Genomic DNA, 17,874 nt, shown 5'->3' with positions numbered 1-17,874 from the left:
CTGCACCCGCACGCGGGGCAGGTCAAGACCTTCTCAAAATCGCTCTCATCCACTCGGGTGTGTTGCCCTGACTTCAGGTAGCAAACGAGGTCATTGTGGAGCAGCCTGCTCACTCATAGATTGAAGTACTTCGCCGACGGGTGGTGCACCACGATCGCGCTGGTGGACTGCTCGGGGTGGAGCTGGAACTCCTCGGAGAGTTCGACCCCGATCTCCTGCCACTGCAAGAGGTCTTGCAGGTATTTCTGATCCTCCAGGCGTGGGCAGGCGGGGTAGCCGAAGCTGTAGCGGCTACCCTGGTAGCCCTGTTGGAACAAAGCTTGCAGGTCGGTGGCGTCGTCCTGGGCGATGCCGAGTTGCTGGCGCACGCGCTTGTGCCAGTACTCGGCCAAGGCTTCGGCCATCTCCACCGAGAAGCCGTGCCAGTAGAGGTAGTCCTGGTAGCGGTCGGAGCCGAAGAGCTTCGCCGCGTGCTCGGAAGCGGCGCGGCCCATGGTCACGACCTGGCAGCCCAGCACGTCGCGCGCGCCATTTTCCCAGGCCGCTTTGGGCATCCAAAGGGCCTCATCGCCAATGGGGTCGGCATAGCGGGGGCGGAAGAAGTCGGCGATGCAAAGGTGGCGGCTACTGGCCCCCATCTGGCGGGGGAAGTCGAAGGCGAAGAGCTCGGCGCCGGTTTCGGGGTCGAAGACGGCGAGCTTGTTCTTGTCGGAGGCCACCGGCCAGAAACCGTAGACCACGGCCGGTTCTAAGGTCCTCTCGCGCATAGCCTGCTCGAGCAACTCACGGAAGATGGGCTCGGCTTCGCGCTCGAGCTTCTGGGCGTACTCCGCTTTGTCCATCTCGCCCCGGCGAAAGCCCCACTGGCCGCGGAAGAGGGCGTTCTTGTTGACGTACTGGGCGATCACCCCTAGGTCGAGTTCGCCCTGGGTCTCGAGACGCCCTGCCCGGTGCGGCAACATCTCCCCTTCCATCCGCACCACCTTGCGCCCCCAGAAGGGCGGGCGGGGAATGCGGGGGGCAGGGGGAAGGTTCGAGGGGATGTACTCCGAGCCGGCCTCGAGCTTCTCCATGAGGATCTCGTAGGCGGTCTTGTACTTGTGCCCGCTCTGCTCGCGGCTGGTGAGTTTGGGCGGAGCGTGGCCGCAGAGTTCGTCCATCAGTTGTAGGCCGTCGAAGGCGTCGGAGGCGTAGTAGACGGGGCCGGTGGTGTAGGTCTGGCGCAGGTCGTTCTCCACGTAGTGGCGGTTGAGGGCCGCCCCGCCGAGCACCACCGGGATGCGGTAGCCCCGCTCGCGCATGTACTCGAGGTTCTCCTTCATCACCACCGTGCTCTTGACCAACAGGCCGCTCATGCCCACCGCGTTGGGCCGGTACTCCTCCACCGCGGCCAGGATCTCCTCGATGGGCTTCTTGATGCCCAGGTTCACCACCTTATAGCCGTTGTTCGAGAGGATGATATCGACGAGGTTCTTGCCGATATCGTGCACATCGCCCTTGACGGTGGCGAGGACCATGGTGCCCTTGTGCACGCCCTCGAGCCGGTCCATCTTAGGCTCGAGGTAGCGCACCGCCGCCTTCATGCATTCGGCGGCCTGGAGTACAAAGGGGAGCTGCATCTTGCCCGCGCCGAAGAGGTCGCCCACCACCTTCATGCCCTCCAAAAGCACCTCGTTGATCACCGAGACCGGGGTGTAGCCCGCCTGCAAAGCAGCCTCGAGATCGGCCTCGAGGCCCACCTTGCGCCCCTCGATGATGCGCTTTTTCAGGCGCTCCTCCAGCTTTAGCCCAGCGAAAGGATCCGTCGCCGCCGATCGCTCCACCTTGTTCTTGGCGAAGTAGTCCACGAAGGCGAAGAGTGGGTCGTGGGCCACCGAGCCGTCGGGGTTGAAGCTGCGGCGGTCGTAGATGAGGTCGAGGGCAAGCTTGTACTGCTCCTGGGGGATCTGGTTGATGGGCAAAATCTTGCCCGCGTTGAGGATGGCCGCGGTGAGCCCGGCCTTGATGCACTCGTCGAGGAAGACCGAGTTGAGCACCACGCGCGCCTGGGGCGAGAGACCGAAGGAGACGTTGGAGACACCCAGGATGAAGCCCACCTCCGGCAGCAGCTCGCGCAGGCGGCGGATGCCCTCGATGGTCCACATCGCCAGCTTGCGGGTATCCTCGTCGCCCTGGGTGATGGGGAAGGTGAGTAGGTCGAAGAGGATGGAGCTTGCCGGGATGCCGTGAACCTGGGTCAGGCGCTCATACATGCGCAGGGCGATCTCGACCTTGCGCTCGGGGGTCTTGGCCATCCCGGCCTCTTTGTCCTCGTCGATGGTGAGCGCGACCAGGGCCGCCCCGTGCTGGCGGGCGAGGGAGGCCACACGGTCGAACTTCTCCAGGCCGTCCTCGAGGTTGACCGAGTTGAGGATGGCCCGACCCCCCAGGTGCTCGAGCGCTTCCTGCATCACGTCGACCTGGGTGGAGTCGATCATGAGGGGGATTTGCACGCTGGTGGCAAAGCGCCTGACGACCTCGCGCATGTCGCGCACCTCGTCGCGGCCCGTCCAGGCTACGGAGATGTCGAGGACGTGGGCTCCTTCGGCCACCTGCTCCTGGGCGAGCTCGAGCATCCCCTCGAAGTCGTCGGCGAACAAGAGCTCGCGGAACTTCTTGCTCCCCGTGGCGTTGGTGCGCTCCCCCACGATGAGGATGCCGGTGTCCTGCCTCAGCGGCAGCGCCTGGTAGAGGCTCGCCACCTGTGCAGGAAACTGCGCCGGGGGCTTTGCGGCCTGCGGGTGGCCGTCCAGAGCCTCTGCCAGTGCACGGATGTGCTCTGGTCCGGTGCCGCAGCAGCCGCCCACGACGTTTAGGCCGTACTCGCGCACGAACTTGAGCTGCCAGCGCACCAGCTCGGCAGGGGTGAGGTCGTAGACCACCCGCCCCCTCTCGTTGCGCGGCAGGCCGGCGTTGGGCAAGCAGGAGACCCAGCGGGTGGAGTTCTGGCAGAAGAAGCGGATGTGCGAGTCCATCAGGTCGGGGCCGGTGGCGCAGTTCATCCCGATGACATCGATGGGGAGGGCCTCGAGCGCGGTCAGCGCAGCGTTGTCATCGGTGCCTACAAGCATGGTTCCGGTGGACTCGATGGTGACCTGCACCTGGATGGGCACTTCCCGACCCACCTCGCGCATGGCCGCACGGGCCGCCTGCACCGCACAGCGCACCTGGAGGATGTCCTGGCAGGTCTCGATGAGCAGGAGGTCTACCCCACCCTGGATCAGGCCGCGGGCGGCCACGCGGTAGGACCCCAGCATCTGCCGCCAGCCGATCTGCCCCAGGCTGATGAGCTTGGTGCCCGGCCCCAGCGAGCCGGCCACAAAGCGGGGCTTTTCGGTCGTGGAGAGCCTATCGGCCTCCTCACGGGCGATGCGGGCGCCCAGGTAGGCCAACTCCTCGGCCTCGGCCTCGAGCCCATACTCCACCAGCACGTGAGGGAAGGCCCCGAAGGTGTTGGTCTCGATCACGTCGGCGCCGGCCTCGAGGTAGCTGCGGTGGATGCGTGCGATCACGTCGGGCCGGGTGCGGTTGAGCACTTCCGGGCAGCCGCTGTAGGGCTCGCCGCCAAAATCGGCTGCCGTGAGGTTGTATTTGAAGATCTCGGTACCCATGGCCCCGTCATAGACCAGCACCCGGCGTGAGAGGGCCTGAAGGTAGGGAAAAGCTCGAGCCCGCGCCTCTCGCTGATAGCCCTGGGCAGTAAGGGGCTCCAACCCCTGCTCAGCAAAAAAGTCACGGTATACCCGCCCGCTCATGCCCCGTATTGTGCCACAGAACGCCGGGCGCTGGATGCCGATAGCCAAGCGCCTTGCGTTTCGTAAGACCAGCCCTTCACGTTGGACGTATATTGAACCCATGGCCAGCCTCACCGAGGGCATATTGCTCACCGACCAGTACCAGCTCACCATGGCCCAGGTCTACTTTCGCCTGGGAATCCACGAAAAACCCGCGCTGTTCGAGTACTTCTACCGCAAGAACCCCGATTACGGGCAGCATCAGGCAGGGTATGGCGTGTTCGCCGGATTGGATCCCCTGCTGCGGTGGATGGAAACCGCACGTTTTGGCGCGGAGGAGCTCGAGGTGTTGCGCTCGCACAAAACCCGCGCAGGCAAACCCCTCTTCGGAGCGGATTTCCTGGCCTGGATGGGACGCAACGGCTCCTTCGACGGGCTCACCCTGCGGGCGGTGGCCGAGGGTCGGGTGGTGCATCCCCAAGTACCCCTGGTTGCCATCGAAGGACCGCTGGCCCAGGCCCAGCTGCTCGAGACCGCCCTGCTGAACAAGCTCAACTTCGAGACCCTCATCGCCACCAAATCCAGCCGCATCCGCGAGGCCGCCGGAGCAGCGGCCTACATCCTGGACATGGGCCTGCGCCGGGCCGCCAGCGGGGCGGGCAACGCCGCGACCCGCGCCGCGCTGATCGGGGGCGCCAACCGTAGCTCGAACGTGGGGATGTCGCACGAGCTGGGCTTGCAAGCCGCCGGAACCCACGCCCACAGCATGGTGCAGGCCTTCATGGCGCTGGGCATGGGCGAACTCGAGGCCTTCCGGGCCTTCGCCGAGGTCTACCCCGACGACACCGTGCTGCTGGTAGACACCGTAGACGTGCTCGAGAGCGGCATCCCCAACGCCGTCAAAGTCTTCGAGGAGCTCAAGCGCAAGGGCCACCGCCCTATCGGCATCCGGCTCGACTCGGGCGACCTGGCCTACCTCTCCATCCGCGCAGCCCAGATGCTCGACAAGGCGGGCTTCGCCGACGTCTCGATCGTGCTCTCCTCCGAGCTCGACGAGCTGGTGATCTGGCAGATCCACACCCAGATCCGCGAGGAGGCCCCGCGCTACGGGGTAGATGCCGATGCCCTGATCAGGCGGCTGGTGTTCGGGGTAGGCACGCGCATGGTAACGAGCTGGGGCCAGCCGGCCCTGAACGGGGTGTACAAGGTGGTAGCCGTGCGGGATGGCGAGGAGTGGAAACCGGCGATCAAGGTCTCGGAGTCCATCGAGAAGGTACTCAACCCCGGGCGCAAAAAGGTCTGGCGGCTCTACGACGAGCGCGGGCTGGCCTCCGCCGACCTGCTCACCCTCTTCGACGAGGACCCCTGCGCCGAGCGCTCGCTCACGCTGCACCACCCCTCCGAGGCTGGCAAGCTGCGTCGGGTCAATATGGAGCGCTGCCGCCTCGAGCCCCTCCACGCCGAGGTCTGGCGGGGCAAGCGCCTCCTCGAGCCCCAGCCCCTCGAGGTCCTGCGCGAACGCCACCGCAAGGACGTGGAGCTGCTCGACCCCGGCGTGCGCCGCCTGATCAACCCCCACACCTACCACGTCTCCCTCTCCAGCCGCCTCTGGCAGCTCAAGAACCAGATGATCGAAGCCCTGACGCAGGGGGAAGGGGAATAGGCTTTCGCATCTTGCGTTAGCATAACCCCATGCGAATTGAGGCTGCCCAACTCAAGCTCATCACCCTTCCGCTACGCTTCCGCTTCGAGACCTCCTTTGGCGTCCAGACCGAGCGGCACATCATCGTGCTCACCCTCTACGGCGAGGGCCTGGAGGGCTACGCCGAGACGGTGATGGAGCACACGCCGCACTACCGCGAGGAAACCATCGCCGGAGCCTGGGCGCTTTTGGAGGAGCTGCTCATTCCCAGCGTCCTGGGCAAGGAAATCCCCAACCCTGAGGCCCTGTGGTCGCACATCGGCAATTTCCGGGGCAACAAGATGACCAAGGCCGCGCTCGAGATGGCCTTCTGGGACCTGTGGTGCAAGAGCCTGGGACAGCCGCTTTGGAGGGTACTGGGCGGGGTGCGCGAGGAGATTCCGGTGGGGATCAGCTTAGGCATCGAACCCACCATCGAGAGCACCCTCGAGAAGGTCGGCAAGGGGCTCGAGCAGGGCTACAAGCGCATCAAGCTCAAGATCAAACCCGGCTGGGACGTGAAGATGCTGCTGGCGGTGCGCGAGGCCTACCCCGAGGCCAACCTCACCGTCGACGCCAACTCGGCCTACACCCTCAACCACATCGCCACCTTCAAGGCCATGGACGCCGCCGGGCTCGATTACATCGAGCAACCCCTGGCCTTCGACGACATCGTCGATCACGCCAAGCTGCAAGCGGCCATCTCCACCTCGATCTGCCTCGACGAGTCCATCACCTCCCCTGAGGACGCGCGCAAGGCCCTCGAGATTGGCGCCGGACGGGTGATCAACCTCAAGCCCGCCCGCGTGGGGGGCATCCTCGCCAGCCGCAAGATCCACGACATCACCGAGAGCTGGGGCCTGCCGGTGTGGATGGGAGGAATGCTCGAGGCTGGAATTGGCCGGGCCACCAACATCCACGTGGCGACGCTGCCCATGTTCGTCAAGCCCGGCGATACGTCCTCGGCCAGCCGTTACTGGGAGGAGGACATCATCGAGGAGAGCCTCGAGGCCAATGGCGGCATGATGAGGGTACCCCAGGGGCCCGGCATCGGCGTGACCCCCAAGCGCGAGTTCATCGACCGCCTGGCCCTCAAGTCGGCCTACATCTCCAACACCTGAGGATGAAAGTCATCGTACGCGAACTGCACCAGCCGGAGGAGATTCTCCCGCTGGAGGAACTCCAGGCGGCGATCTGGGGCGACCCCGAGGACGTGATGCCCGCCCGCTCGATGATGGCCATGGGCCACGAGGGCGCCCTGATCGCCGGAGCCTTTCTCCATGATCAACTCGTGGGCTTCGTCTTCGGCTTCCCCACCGCCGACCCCAAGCGCCACCACTCGCACATGATGGGGGTGCTCGAGGCCCACCGCGGCAGCCCAGCAGCCCTGCTGCTCAAGCGCTTCCAGCGCGACTGGTGCCTGAGCAAAGGCTACGAGCGGGTGGTCTGGACCTTCGACCCTTTGCGCGGGGTCAACGCCAACTTCAACCTGCGCAAGCTGGGCGCGACCTTCGGCAAATACATCCCCAACTGCTACGGCCCCATGGGCGGCATCAACGCCGGAGCCCCCTCCGATCGAGCCGAGGCCGAGTGGGAAATCCGCAGCGAGCGGGTCTTCCGGCGCATCTACGCCCCCGAGTCTCTGCCAGAAGTCGAAGGCCTGCCCCAGGCTAACACCGTGCAGGACGAGCGGCCTGTGGCGCTGAACCTGGGCCTGGAGGCCCGCAGGCTGCTGCTACAGATCCCCGAGGACTGGGGAAGAATTCTGCAAAACGATAAGGCTCTGGCCATGACCTGGCGCGAGCACTCGCGGCAGTTATTCGGCCATTACTTCGCCCTGGGTTACCGAGCGGTGGACTTCGTGCGCCACCCCAACCGCTACCTGCTGGAGCGTGCATGGTGAAGCTCGAGCCCGAAATCTGGAGTGCCGAGGTGGTGTACCTGGGTTTCGGAACCCCCATGCTGCGGGGCGGGCTCTTGGTGGTGGGCGAGCACGTCGCCATGGCAGGGGGGCTCGAGGAGCTGCGCCGCGCCTATCCCGACGCGCCGATCCGATCCAAGGGCAAGGCGCTGACCCCCCCTGTGGTCAATGCCCACGCCCACCTCGACCTCTCACGGCTCCCCTACTTCCGAGGACGCTACATCGACTTCATCCGCCACGTCATCGCCCACGGCTCGGCGCGGGGAGTGGAGGCGGCCCGGCAGGGGCTGGAAGAACTGCAAAGGCTGAGCGTGGGCGCTTTCGGCGACATCGTCGCCCGTGGCGAGGTGATGGATTGGCTGCTCGAGGAGTCCGGGCTACCGGGAGTCGCCTATTACGAGGTGATCGGCCCCGACCCCAGCAAGGCCGACGACATCTTCGAGGCCATCAAGCCGCGCCTGCTGGCTTGGAAGAAGCGCGAGGGCCGGGTTCGGGTAGGCATCTCGCCCCACGCTCCCCACACCGTCAGCGCTCCTCTGTTGCAAAAGACGGCGGAGTTCGCCCGCCTCGAGGGCTTTCCCGTGCAAATCCACGTCGCAGAGAGCCCCGATGAAAGGGAGTACCTGGAGCGAGCCAAAGGCAGCTTCGTGGAGTTCAACCAGCAGATGAAGATCCCCGTTTGGGAGCCTCCCGGTGTCTCACCCATCCGCTACCTGGCCGACCTGGGCGTCCTGGGCCCTGGCGTCACCGTGGTGCACGGGGTTCAAGTGGACGAGGGCGACGTTCAGATCTTGGCCCAAGCCGGGTGCTGGGTGGTTTCCTGCCCCCGCAGCAACGAGGGGCTGGAGTGCGGCGAGTTTCCCTGGGCGCTTTACCTCAAGCACGGCGTAGAAGTGGCCTTGGGCACCGACTCACGCGGAAGCAGCCCCGACTTGAACGTAAAGAACGAGGCCCTACACCTGTGGGGCAAAGTAGACCCACGGGTGCTGGTACGCGCCGCCACCCGCAGCGGCTACCGGGTGCTGGGTCTGGAAACCCCGCGCATTACGCGTGGAACCCACCTAAGCCAGGTAGAATCGTGGTAGTGCGAATGCTCACGACTGATCCGGCGCCCAATTCAACAATCCCCTCCCGGTGCAGTCCTGCGCTCGGCGTAAAGCGCAGGACGCACAGCCTTCAGCCGGCTTTTGACATCTGACAGGTATCCTCATGCAGGTCGGCCCCCTCATCCTCTACAGCGGATTCGTCGGTGCGCTCACCGGCCTGGTGGCGGCCCTGTTGGCTCTTGGCCTGGGTCTGGTGCAAAACCTCGTGCTGGGCTGGGTGCTGGGCTACCAGCCTCCGGGGCTGCCCGGTGAGGGCGGGCTGGCTCAGGCCTTCACCGGGCCACGCCTGTGGGTGCTGGCCCTGCTGCCAGCGCTGATCTTCGCCCTCGCCAGCCTGGTGGGCACGGGCCACGGGCTGGGTTGGTTTCTGTCGATGTACCGCACCGAACGCCGTGCCCGCTTCCTCGAGCACCTGCGCTCGAGCCTCGCCGCCATCGGGCAACTGGGTGCGGGCTCTCCCCTAGGCCGGGAAGGCCCCATGGCCACGATGGGCCTGTGGATTGGAGCCGTCATCGGACAGCGCTTTCCCATGGGGGGCTCCGGGCGCTACCTGCCCTTCGCCGGCATGGCCGCCGGGTTTGCCGCAGCCTTCCACGCCCCCCTGGCCGCGGCCCTGCTGGCCTCGGAGATCGCATTCCGTGGGCTGGCCCTCGAGGTCACCGCACTGGCTCCGGCGCTGATCGGGGCGCTGGCCGGCTTCTCGGTCTACGGCGCGATCATGGGCTATGGCCCCATCTTCGACATCAAAGCCGGCGCCGTTCCCCTGACCTCGCTGGTCTTCGGGCTGGCGGTGGGGCTGTTGTGCGCGGGGGTCGGGGCGCTGTGGCTGGAGGGCAGCTACTGGCTGCGCTTCCTGGTGAAGAAGCTCCCCTACCTGTATCGCCACCTGCTGCTGGGCCTGCTGATGGGGGTCGTGGTGTTGGTGTTCCCGGCCGCTTTGGGCAATGCCCTACCCTGGGTGCAGCTCGGGCTGTCACCCATCCTGGATCTGCGCTTCCTGGCCCTGCTCTTCCTGCTTCAGCTCATCCTGCTGATAGCCGCCGGCGGGGTGCGCGGCTATGGGGGTTATTTTGGCCCGGCGCTGGCCCTAGGAGGTCTGGTGGGGATCATCGCCTCGAGGGTCGTGCCGGGATTCGCTCCCCCTGCCGAGGCCGCCGCGCTGGCTGGCATGGCCGGCTTACTGGCAGGGATCGCCCGCGCTCCCTTTGCCTCGGTGGTCTTAGCCTGTGAGATCGGCGGGTACAGCGTCCTGCCGGTAGCCCTCCCCGCCGCCTTCGCAGCCTACGCCCTGACCAATCCCCAGCGTATGCCCGACCAGGTGGCTATTCTGGAAGATAAGGGTGGGGCAGCGGTCCCTCCGCCTGAAAGCGCTCAGCGTAGCGAACCCCAGCCAGACTCCCAAGCCGCGCCCGGTTCGCCCTGAAGGCCTCGAGGCTGTAGTCCCATTGGTAAAAATCACGGTACAAGCTGAAGACCCGCTCGGCCACCGCCTGCCCTTCCTCCCCGATGTCAACGTAGACCGCCGGACGCCGGATGTCCTCGCGGTAGTAGTGCAGCAGCCGGATCCGACCACGGTGGGCTTCACCCACCAGCTTGGGAATGCGGCAAAACTTGAGCGCCGAAAGCGTCGCGGTGTGGGCCGCGCGGTGGTCGGGGTGAACGTCGTGAGGGTCCCAGGTAAACACCACGTCCGGCTTCCAGGCCGCGATCAGCCTGGCGATGCACAGCGCCTCTTCCCGCCCACCGGTGAGACCGGTATCGGGATAGTTCAGAAACTCGTACTCCGCCCCCAGAATGCGGGCCACTTCCCGGCCATGACCTTCGCGCACGGCCGCCACCTCTTCGGGTGGCGCATCGCCAAACTGGCTGGCCAGCTCGCCCCTGGTGAGCCAAACCAGCTTGACGGCATCGCCGCGCAGGGCGTGCTTGGCCAGGGTTCCAGCCGTGCCAATCTCGTCGTCGGGATGGGGAAAGATTGCCATCAGCCGCATTGTTGCAGTCTACCCCGCACCGCCCCTTTATGACAGAAACATGCGCTAGACACAACCTGGAGGGTGTGCTACATTCATGGGTGCTGCGCCGTGGAGAGGTGCCCGAGTGGTTGAAGGGGCACGCCTGGAGAGCGTGTATAGGGCGTTCGCTCTATCGAGGGTTCGAATCCCTCCCTCTCCGCCAGCAGCAGGGGAAAAACCCCCACTCCGCAAGGGTGGGGGTTTGAACACCCTAGAGTAGTTCCCACGATTACCGCCTACAGCGAGAGGCCGCTGTAGGCGGTAATTTACGCCGCGCCGCGTGCGGCGTAAATGTGAGAACCGCGATAAGGGTTCGTTGGTTTGTGTTGATTATCTTTTTGAATCCCAGAGCACACCCCCCCCTGACGGTCGACCGCCCCGCCTTGGCGGGGCGGCGTCACCATTCGGTGACGAACTTCACGTCTTCCTCGGCGTGCGGACAAACGCTGGGGAAAATCAAGCGAAGGGCACTTATTTAGCCTCGAGCCAGTTCTCCCCGACGCCGGTGCCCACCTCCAGCGGCACCTCGAATTCCCAGGCTGTGCGCATGGTCTCGCGGGCCAGCTCGGCCACTTCTTCGGCGCGCTCCCTAGGGGCCTCGATCACCAGTTCGTCATGGACCTGCAGCACCAGGTGGGCATCCAGGGGCTCGAGCTTCGGCCCCAGCTTGACCATGGCCAGCTTCATCAAGTCAGCGGCGGTGCCCTGCACCGGCATATTGAAGGCCATGCGCTCGGCGGCTTGGCGCACGCTGGAAACCTTGGCCGAGAGTTCGGAAACGAAGCGCTTGCGGCCAAAGAGCGTTTCGACGTAGCCGCGCTCGCGGGCTTCCGCCAGGGTCCTGTCGATCCAGGAGCGCACCTTGGGGTAGGTTGCGAAGTAACGCTCGATAAAACCCTCGGCCTCGGCATAGGGGATGGAGAGTTCGCTCGAGAGCCGGTGGGCACTCATGCCGTACAGCACCCCGAATACCACCGTCTTAGCCGCCCGGCGGCGGTAGGAATCGACGGTCTCGGGCGCGATGCCAAACATCCAGGCCGCGGTCTGGGTGTGGATGTCGCGGCCCTCGAGGAAGACCTGCTTGAGGTTCTCGTCGCCCGAGAGGTGGGCGAGCAGGCGCAGCTCGATCTGGGAGTAGTCGGCGGCTACCAAGCAGTAGCCGGGGCGGGCCACGAAGGCCTTGCGGATCTTGCGGCCCACCTCGGTACGCACCGGGATGTTTTGCAGGTTGGGGTCGGAGCTCGACAGCCGCCCGGTGGCGGTGGCGGTCTGGTTGAAGCGGGTGTGGAGCCTTCCGGTCTTGGGGTGGATGAGCTTGGGCAGGGGGTCGAGGTAGGTGCTCTTGAGCTTCGACAGCTCGCGGTAGTCCAGGATTTTATCGACGATGGGGTGGAGGGAGCGCATCTCCTCGAGCACGCTGGCGGCGGTGGAACGCTTACCGGTGGCGGTCTTCTTGCCCCCGGCTTGCAACTTGAGCTCGTCGTAGAGGATGGCCTCGAGCTGATCGCGCGAGTTGACGTTGAAGGGGCGCCCGGCCAGGCGGTGAATCTCGGCCTCGAGGTAGCCCAGCTCCTTGCCCAGCTCCTCGGAGAGCTCCCGGAGGTAGGGCACATCCAGGGCCACCCCCTGCACCTCCATGCGGGCCAGGATGCCCGAGAGCGGCTGCTCAACTTCGCGGTAGAGCCACCACAAGCGCTCGTCCTTCTCGGTGCGGCGCCCCAGGGTCTCCCAGAGGGTCTGGGCGGCCAGAGCCCGCTGGGCCGGGTCGGTGGTCCAATCGCCGGCCCCGTAGCGGCGCACGGTTCCAGCCGGCTCACTGTTGGCCGGGTCGTAGAGATAGGCCAGCAGCATGGGGTCGTCGCCGGGAGGCACCCAGTAACCCTCCCGCAGCAGCAGCACGCTGAGGTCTTTGGCCTCGAGGCTGTTGAGCCGCCCAAGCGTTTTCAGGTCGGCGAGGTCGGTCGGGCCCCTGTAGAGCGTGTCGCCCTTGGCCGCGGCCAGCCCGGTCAGCTCGGCCCACATCGGCTGGGCACGGTCGAGGGTGAAGCCCAGGAACGCTCCGGGAGGGGGGGGCCAAGGGGCTTCGGTGGTAGGTCTGTGTGCCTCCAGGAGGCCTAGGTCGCGCAGGATCGAGCCGAACTCGAGCCGCTCGAGCATCTCCCGCAGCTCGGCAGTCTTCGGCTCGCGGCGGTGGGCTTTTGAGAAGTCGCACAGCTCGGGCTCGAGGGGGACGTCGGTGTGGATCTGGGAGAGCTCGCGCGAGAGCTTGATGTCCTCCAGGCTGGCCCTGATGAGCTCGCGGGTGCGCTCGGGCCTGACTTCCTCGAGGTGCGTGAGGAGGTTGTCCAGGCTCTTCCACTCCTCAAGAAGCTTGCTCGCCCCCTTGGGGCCGATGCCCTTGGCACCGGGGATGTTGTCGGAGGCGTCGCCGGTGAGGGCACGGTAATCCACCCACTGCTCCACGCTCACCCCGTACTTCTCCCTTACCTGGCTGGGGCCGATGATCGAGCCGTCGGGGTGAAAAATCCAGATGTTCTCGCTCAGAAGCTGGTAGGCGTCGCGGTCGCCAGTGAGGATACGCACCTGGTAGCCCTCGGCCTCGGCTTTCTTGGCCAGGGTGCCGATGACGTCGTCGGCCTCGTAGCCGGGGACCTCGAGGCACACTAGCCCCAGCAGCTCGACGAGTTGTTTGATCTTGCGGATCTGCTCGGGCAAATCCTCCGGCGTCGGCGCGCGCCCGGCCTTGTAGGCCTCGAAGTTGTCGTGGCGGAAAGTCCTGGCCGGGGCGTCGAAGACCACGATGACGCAGGAGCTGTTCTCCTTGAGGTACTTCAGCAGCGTTCGCAGAAAACCGAAGATGGCCTGAACCGGCTCTCCGGTGGAGGTGGTGAGCTTCTCGAAGGCGAAGTAGGTGCGGTAGGCCAGGTGGTGGCCGTCGATCAGGATCACCCGCTCGGCGCGGGGCGCCGGAGCGGGCTTGGGCTGGGTCTCGGGTTCGGGGTCAAATAGGCTTCGCTGCTGCACGAGGCTATTCTAACCCCATTCGTTTCGCCCTGAACAGAACCAAACGGTGAGCGCAAGCCCCTCAATTACCCCTCAAACCGCCCGACGAGCTCCAGGCGCAAAGCCCCCCGGCTGGCATCCCTCAAGGCGACCCGAAAGGCCTCGAGCCGGGCTTCCTCGAGGACGAACTCGAGCACCAGACCGGCTTCGGTGTAGCCCTCGAACTCACGGGCCAGCTTCCAGCGCTCGAGCAGGGCGTAGACCTGCCCGGCCATCTCGAAAGGGGCCTCCAGGCGCAGCCGCAGCCGCGGCACGATCTCGCGCTTGGGCGCCTGACGCAGGCACTCCGCCGCAACGCCACCGTAAGCCCGCGCCAGCCCGCCCGCCCCCAGCTTGACCCCGCCGAAGTAGCGGGTGACCACCACCATCACCCGGTCGAGGCCCTGGGCCTGGATGGCCCGCAGGATGGGCTGCCCGGCGGTGCCGCCCGGCTCGCCGTCGTCGCAGAAGCGGTAGAGCAGCCCGATCTGGTAGGCCCAGCAGTTGTGGGTGGCCTCGGGCTCGCGCACGCGCTCGAGGAAGGCCAGGGCCTCCTCGGGCGTAGTTGCGGGGGCAGCCCGCGCGATGAAGCGGCTCTTCTGCACGAGCTGCTCGAGTTCGCAGGGAGCGGCCAGCGTGATCATGCGCCCAGCGTCTCCCGCGCAGCCTGGTACATGACCTCGACCGGAGGCCGCACCCCGGTCCAGAGCTCGAAGGCCAGAGCCCCCTGCCAGATCAGCATAGGCAGCCCATCCAAGGTCTTGAGACCCGCCGCCCTGGCCTCCCGTAGCAGGCGGGTCTCGAGGGGGTTGTACACGATGTCCACCACCGTACCCTTTTCCGGAAACCACTCGGCGCGTAGGGGCGTGGCGGAAGGGTCCTTGAGCCCCACGGTGGTGGTGTTGACGATGAGGTCGCTCGAGCGGGCCATGCCCGAGAGCGCCCACTCGTCGTTGGTGACCTCACCCAAGCCGAATTCCCGCTGGAGCTGGGCAGCGCGTTCAAGGGTGCGGTTGGCGAGGCGCACCTGGGCACCGGCTTGCTTGAGGGCCCAGGCGATGGCCCGTGCAGCACCTCCGGCCCCCAAGATGAGCACCTTGGCATCCCGGTACTCGATCCCCGCCTCCTCGAGCCCCTTGAGGAAACCCGGCGCATCGGTGTTGTGGCCCTCGAGCCGGCCCGCGTGGTTGACGACGGTGTTGACCGCGCCGATCGAGCGGGCCTCGGGGGAAAGGGAGTCGAGGTAGGACATGACCGCTTCCTTGTAGGGCACGGTGACGTTTACCCCGCGGTACTCCCGGCGCAGCTCCTCCAAGCGCTGGGCCAGGGCTTCGCCAGGGGTCTCGAGCGCGACATAGCTGCCTCCCAGACCCAGAGCCCTCAGGGCCGCGGTGTGCATGGCTGGGGAGAGGGTGTGCGAGAGTGGATAGCCGATCAGGCCCAGTCTCATGGGGTCAGTTTACAGTCGAGGGCGCCTGGCCCATTATGATGAAGCTAGTGATACGTCTAGTTTTTCTGCTTCTTCTTGCTCTGGGCTGGGCAGGCGCGAAGAGCTACATCATCCCCATTGAAGGAGCCATCGATCAGCCCCTGGCCATCTTCCTCGAGCAGTCCCTCGCGCGGGCTGAGCGGGAAGGTGCCAGCGGCGTGGTGCTCTACGTGGATACCCCCGGAGGGCGGGTCGATGCGGCCATCCGCATGTCCGACGCCATCCTAGCCAGCCCCCTGCCCACCATCGCCGTGGTGCAGAACGCCTTCTCGGCAGGGGCCCTCATTTCCTTGTCGGCCCAGCAGATCTACATGCTGCCGGGTTCCGAGATCGGGGCGGCCCTGCCCATCACTGTGAGCCCCATCGCCCAGCCGGAGGCCGCTGACCGTAAGGTGATCTCGGCCCTGAGGGGCAAGTTCCGCGCGGTGGCCGAGGCCCGTGGTCGTCCGGTCAACCTGGCCGAGGCCATGGTAGACCCCGAGCGCGAGGTGCCGGGCCTCTCGACGCGGGGCGAGCCCCTCACCCTCTCGGCGCAGAAGGCCACGGAGACCAAGATCGCCGATGGGGTGGTGAGCAGTCTGGGTGAAGCCCTCGAGAAGGCCGGCTTCAGCACCCAAACCGAGCGGCTCGAACCCGGCACTCGGGTCAACGTGGCCCGCTTTCTCACCAACCAGATCGTAGCGGCCATCCTGCTGGCGGTGGGCATCCTGGGCATCGCGCTGGAGTTCTTCACCCCTGGCACTTTCCTCCCGGCCACCATCGGCATCATCTCGCTGGCGCTGTACTTCCTCGGAGGCTACCTCGCAGGCTTCTCGAGCCTGCTGGAGATCAGCCTGTTCGTGGGTGGGTTGCTGCTACTCCTGATCGAGCTGTTCGTCACGCCGGGCTTTGGCGTGCTGGGCGGCTTGGGCATCGCGAGCATCGTGGCCTCGGTCTACCTGACCTTCGGCAGCCAGTCGGTGGCGGTGGGTTCTTACGCCATCGTGATCGTGGCCTTCGGTCTGTTCCTGATGTTCCGCTTCTTCCCCCGCTCGCGCCTGGGCCGCTCGCTGGTGCTCGAGAGCGCCATCGGGGAGCAGGCCCCTCCGCGTGAGGAGTTGCAAGACATGGTGGGGGCCATCGGCACGGCCCTGACCGACCTGCGCCCCGCCGGGACCGCGCTCATCGGCGAACGCCGGGTGGACGTGGTCACGCAGGGAGAGTTCATCGAGCGCGGCACCCCGATCCGGGTCACCAAGGTCGAGGGTGTGCGCGTGGTGGTAAGAAAGGAAGGATAAGCGTGGAAGTACTGGCTCCAGTTGTCTTAGCAACGCTGATCATCATCGTTCTGTTCGTCTTCTTCACCTTCATCCCGGTGGGGCTGTGGATCACGGCTTTCTTCTCCGGGGTACGCGTGAGTCTGGGCACGTTGGTGGGCCAGCGGCTGCGCCGCATCCCCCCGGCTCGCATCATCCTGCCCATGATCAAGAGCTTCAAGGCCGGCATTCCGGTGGAGGTAACCCGCCTGGAGTCGCAGTACCTGGCCGGGGGCAACGTCGACCGGGTGGTCGACGCTCTGATCGCCGCCGAAAAGGCCGGGATCAAGCTGACCTTCGACCGCGCGGCGGCCATCGACCTCGCCGGGCGCGACGTGCTCGAGGCGGTACGGCTTTCGGTCAATCCCAAGGTCATCACCAGCCCCATGGTCGCAGGCATGGCCAAGGACGGCATCCAGCTCCTGGCCACCGCCCGCATCACCGTGCGGGCCAACATCGACCGCCTAGTGGGCGGCGCCGGTGAGGAGACCATCGTCGCCCGCGTGGGCGAAGGCATCGTAGCCTCCATCGGCCAGTCGGAGGACCACAAGCAGGTGCTCGAGCAGCCCGACCGCATCTCCAAGACCGTGCTCGCCAAGGGCCTTGACGCCGGCACCGCCTTCGAGATCCTTTCGGTGGACATCGCCGAGGTGGACGTAGGCAAGAACATCGGCGCCCAACTGCGCACCGACCAAGCCGAAGCCGACAAGAAAATCGCCCAGGCCAAGGCCGAGGAGCGCCGCGCTATGGCCGTGGCTGCCGAACAGGAGAACCGAGCCATGGTCGAGGCCATGCGGGCCAAGCTGGTCGAAGCCCAAGCCGCCGTACCCCTGGCCATGGCCGAGGCCCTCAGGAGCGGCAAGCTCAGCGTGATGGACTACTATCAGCTCAAAAACATCGAGGCCGACACCGACATGCGCCACTCGATCAGCAGGGCCACCGAAGGGGAGGAGGGTCGGTGATGAGCGATGCAGCTTGACGACCTGCTGGGTCTGTTGTTCTTGTTCTTCTTCGTCATCCTCCCTGCCCTGCGCGGCCTGCTGCGTCGGGGTGAGAATACTTTCGACATCCCCGACATCGACGAGCTGCCCAACGAGCCCGACCACCCGGCCTCGGCTCAACCCCGGCCCGCCCAGTCCACCCCTCAACCACAGCCGACCCAGCCTCCCGCACCCTCGAGCCCCCCTCCCAAGGCCCAGCCGCGTCCGGCCCAACCCCGGCCCCAACGCAAAGAGGCAGACCCCTTTCGGGAGCGGGCCAGGCTCGCCGCGTCTGAGGAGCAGGTGCGGCGCAAGCTGAGCGAGCTCGAGCGCCGGCTCAGCCAGGCTCAGCCCAAAGCCGCAAAGCCCGCTCCCCAAGAACCTGCCCAACAACCCATGAAAAAGCCGCCCGCCTTTGGCACCGACAGCCAGGCGATCTTGAACGGGATCGTGTGGAGCGAGATCCTCAAGGAACCCAAGGGCCGGTCTTACCTCAACAAACGCAATCCCAGGTTCGACGTCAAGAGCCTGGTAAAGGAGCGGTGAAGCTTTGCCACAGAGCGTCAAAGAGGTCC

The 17,874-nt window shown here is 66.0% G+C and carries 13 protein-coding genes and 1 tRNA gene; 9 read left to right on the top strand and 5 right to left on the bottom strand.

Going from position 1 to position 17,874, the window contains the following annotated elements:
• Positions 1-113 precede the first annotated feature (113 nt).
• Positions 114-3,794, bottom strand: coding sequence for a methionine synthase (gene metH / locus B047_RS0105135; RefSeq protein WP_018465887.1), 3,681 nt, complete (start codon positions 3,792-3,794; stop codon positions 114-116).
• Positions 3,795-3,894: 100 nt separating this feature from the next.
• On the opposite strand from metH, the gene B047_RS0105130 reads away from it, so the two are divergent.
• The 5 genes from B047_RS0105130 (at position 3,895) to B047_RS0105110 (ending at position 9,904) form a co-directional block, all read left to right on the top strand.
• Positions 3,895-5,436: a nicotinate phosphoribosyltransferase gene (locus B047_RS0105130; protein WP_018465886.1), complete on the top strand. Its 1,542-nt coding sequence runs from the start codon at positions 3,895-3,897 to the stop codon at positions 5,434-5,436.
• 29 nt (positions 5,437-5,465) lie between these two features.
• Positions 5,466-6,575, top strand: a complete 1,110-nt coding sequence (menC, locus tag B047_RS0105125) for an o-succinylbenzoate synthase (RefSeq protein WP_018465885.1) — start codon at positions 5,466-5,468, stop codon at positions 6,573-6,575.
• Between the two features lie 2 nt (positions 6,576-6,577).
• Positions 6,578-7,357, top strand: coding sequence for a GNAT family N-acetyltransferase (locus B047_RS0105120; RefSeq protein WP_018465884.1), 780 nt, complete (start codon positions 6,578-6,580; stop codon positions 7,355-7,357).
• Complete coding sequence (locus tag B047_RS0105115) at positions 7,351-8,460, top strand: amidohydrolase family protein (protein ID WP_018465883.1); 1,110 nt, start codon at positions 7,351-7,353, stop codon at positions 8,458-8,460. Before B047_RS0105120 ends, B047_RS0105115 begins: the two co-directional genes overlap by 7 nt.
• A 124-nt stretch (positions 8,461-8,584) precedes the next feature.
• Positions 8,585-9,904, top strand: coding sequence for a chloride channel protein (locus tag B047_RS0105110; protein WP_018465882.1), 1,320 nt, complete (start codon positions 8,585-8,587; stop codon positions 9,902-9,904).
• On the opposite strand, the gene B047_RS0105105 is transcribed toward B047_RS0105110, so the two are convergent.
• The gene (locus tag B047_RS0105105; RefSeq protein WP_018465881.1) at positions 9,804-10,472 is read right to left on the bottom strand and encodes a PIG-L deacetylase family protein; all 669 of its coding nucleotides are present in this window, start codon (positions 10,470-10,472) and stop codon (positions 9,804-9,806) included. The two genes, B047_RS0105110 and B047_RS0105105, sit on opposite strands and share 101 nt — an antisense overlap.
• 92 nt (positions 10,473-10,564) lie before the next feature.
• Between B047_RS0105105 and B047_RS0105100 the strand changes: the two genes are divergently transcribed.
• Positions 10,565-10,656, top strand: a tRNA-Ser gene (locus B047_RS0105100).
• 308 nt (positions 10,657-10,964) lie between these two features.
• On the opposite strand, the gene polA is transcribed toward B047_RS0105100, so the two are convergent.
• From polA to B047_RS0105085, 3 genes are all read right to left on the bottom strand, one after another.
• Entirely contained in the window at positions 10,965-13,442 is a 2,478-nt protein-coding gene (gene polA, locus B047_RS0105095; RefSeq protein WP_026234601.1) for a DNA polymerase I, read from the bottom strand.
• 140 nt (positions 13,443-13,582) lie between these two features.
• A complete protein-coding gene (locus B047_RS0105090; RefSeq protein ID WP_018465879.1) occupies positions 13,583-14,179 on the bottom strand; it encodes an IMPACT family protein in 597 nt (198 codons plus the stop codon).
• On the bottom strand, positions 14,176-14,985 hold the full coding sequence (locus B047_RS0105085; protein ID WP_018465878.1) for a shikimate dehydrogenase: 810 nt from the start codon (positions 14,983-14,985) through the stop codon (positions 14,176-14,178). Before B047_RS0105085 ends, B047_RS0105090 begins: the two co-directional genes overlap by 4 nt.
• 38 nt (positions 14,986-15,023) lie before the next feature.
• On the opposite strand from B047_RS0105085, the gene B047_RS0105080 reads away from it, so the two are divergent.
• The 3 genes from B047_RS0105080 to B047_RS16270 are packed head-to-tail and all read left to right on the top strand — an operon-like array spanning position 15,024 to position 17,845.
• Positions 15,024-16,301 (top strand): NfeD family protein, encoded by a 1,278-nt coding sequence (locus B047_RS0105080; RefSeq protein ID WP_026234600.1) that lies wholly within the window; start codon positions 15,024-15,026, stop codon positions 16,299-16,301.
• A gap of 2 nt (positions 16,302-16,303) precedes the next feature.
• Complete coding sequence (gene floA, locus B047_RS0105075; protein WP_018465876.1) at positions 16,304-17,281, top strand: flotillin-like protein FloA; 978 nt, start codon at positions 16,304-16,306, stop codon at positions 17,279-17,281.
• A 6-nt stretch (positions 17,282-17,287) separates the two neighbouring features.
• Positions 17,288-17,845: a hypothetical protein gene (locus B047_RS16270; RefSeq protein ID WP_052606019.1), complete on the top strand. Its 558-nt coding sequence runs from the start codon at positions 17,288-17,290 to the stop codon at positions 17,843-17,845.
• Positions 17,846-17,874: the final 29 nt, after the last annotated feature.

The sequence above is a fragment of the Calidithermus timidus DSM 17022 genome, assembly GCF_000373205.1.
GTDB classification, from domain to species: Bacteria; Deinococcota; Deinococci; order Deinococcales; family Thermaceae; genus Calidithermus; species Calidithermus timidus.
The sequence above is the reverse complement of the archived record's forward strand: the minus strand, read 5'-3'. Positions and strand labels throughout refer to the sequence as shown.